The sequence below is a fragment of the Pseudonocardia sp. Ae331_Ps2 genome (genome assembly GCF_001932405.1).
Taxonomy (GTDB): Bacteria; Actinomycetota; Actinomycetes; order Mycobacteriales; family Pseudonocardiaceae; genus Pseudonocardia.
In genome coordinates this window covers 2,871,422-2,873,032 of sequence record NZ_MCIM01000001.1, presented here as the reverse complement: position 1 = coordinate 2,873,032, position 1,611 = coordinate 2,871,422, and the positions used below count along the sequence as shown (strand labels likewise).

Annotated in this window: 1 protein-coding gene and 1 tRNA gene; one reads left to right on the top strand and one right to left on the bottom strand. The window is 67.0% G+C overall.

The features are described 5' to 3' along the window. Positions 1-285: 285 nt before the first annotated feature. Positions 286-346, top strand: a tRNA-Phe gene (locus Ae331Ps2_RS32015). A 112-nt stretch (positions 347-458) separates the two neighbouring features. Here the strand turns inward: Ae331Ps2_RS32015 and Ae331Ps2_RS13785 are convergent. Next, complete coding sequence (locus tag Ae331Ps2_RS13785) at positions 459-1,247, bottom strand: tyrosine-type recombinase/integrase (protein ID WP_212611736.1); 789 nt, start codon at positions 1,245-1,247, stop codon at positions 459-461. Positions 1,248-1,611: the final 364 nt, after the last annotated feature.

Sequence of the window (1,611 nt, the reverse complement as noted above, 5' to 3'; positions counted from 1 at the left end):
CATCCGGGGGTCCCGTCCGAGCGCGGAGGAGCACTGGGACGTCCGCACGGCGGTGCGGCGGGCTGGACGGTTCCAGGCGATGGAACGTCTCCCCACTCTTCTTCTGTCACTCTGTCACTACACCACCCCTGACCAGCACAAACGAGAGTGACAGCCTGAGTGACAGGCCGGTGACACTGTCACTCTGTCACGCGGCGACTCTGGCGGGCCTGTTCCCAGGACGTTCCCAGATGCGCCCGGGATCCCGGGCGCGCCGCGCGTCATCCCTGGTCAGAGTGCGCGCAGGCCAGGACACGATCCACCACTCCTAAAGCGGGTGCCGCAGGTTCGAATCCTGCCGGGGGCACCCACAGAATCAGCCCCTCACCAGGCAGAACCCGGTGAGGGGCTGATCTTGTTCTGTCCGACTCGTACCGGCCGTCAGCGGCTGTGAGCGGGTCTCTGTGCCTAATACGTGCCTACGTCGCGTAGCTCGACCGATCAGAGCCCAGAGCCAGTAGGACGCGGCGGCGCGCCTCGTAGTCCTGTCCCTCGATGCACTTCGCGTAGACCTTCAACAGCACCTCGACCGAGTGGCCCGCCCACTCCGCGACCTGCGTCGCCGGGACGCCAGCGTTGAGCCAGGTCGACACGCACGCGTGTCGCAGTGAGTACGGCGTCGCGGCGAGTGGGGACGCGACGACCTCGGGAGTGAAGGCGATGGACCGCGCGACCTTCCAGGCTCGTATATAGGTGATCTTCGGCAGCTCGACCACCCGCCCCCCAGGAAACAGCCTGCCGTCTTCTCCTAGCCCGAACTCCGCCACATGCTGTTTCAGCAGCTCTACGAGTTCGGGAGACGCTGGAACAGCACGGTGCTCGCCACGGGCACGGCCCTTCAACTGCCGCCGGTCCCGTTGCTCCCCGTCGTCGGTCCACTCGGTCCCGGCGTGCGGCGTCGCTTCTTGTAGGTGGATCTCACCCCACCCGTTCCCGTTGGGCAGCGTCAGGTTGACGGCGCGCACGTTGACTGCCTCCTCCGGCCGCAGCGCGGCGAAATACATGAGCCCGAAGAACGCCACCAGACGAGGCCCGCTGCGCCTCGTCTCCCGCACCGCAGCGAGCAGCGTCCGTGCCTGGATCGGGTTCACCACAGTCCGCCGGTCGACCGCCCCCGATGGCTTAGGGGCCTTCCACTTCAATCCCACGAGCGGGTTCGCCGAGAGGTGCCCCCGTTCGACCGCGTACTCCGCAGCGTTGTAGAGCACCCGGCGACGTTGGTTGACCACCGTCGCGGCCGCAGGCTTCCCGTCGAGCCTTGTACTGATCGTATTCAGGACCGACCGGAGGACCCCCGGATCAGTGAGGTGTTCTCAGTAGCGGGGTGGCAGGTCGTGGCGACACGCCGAGGGTGGTGAGATGAGCGGGAACGGGGCAGGACCCCGGTAGATCGGTTCGGTCCAGCACAGATCGACACCGTCACCGAGGTCCTGCATGTCTGATCCTGTCACCTACACCGCTGTCCTCCCGATCGGGGAGCGCACCGTGGCCTATCTGGCGCGGCTCCTGGTCCTTCAACGCCGTCGACGTGGCACCCGGCGGCGGGCGTTGACCCCGTTCGCCCAGGCAGTG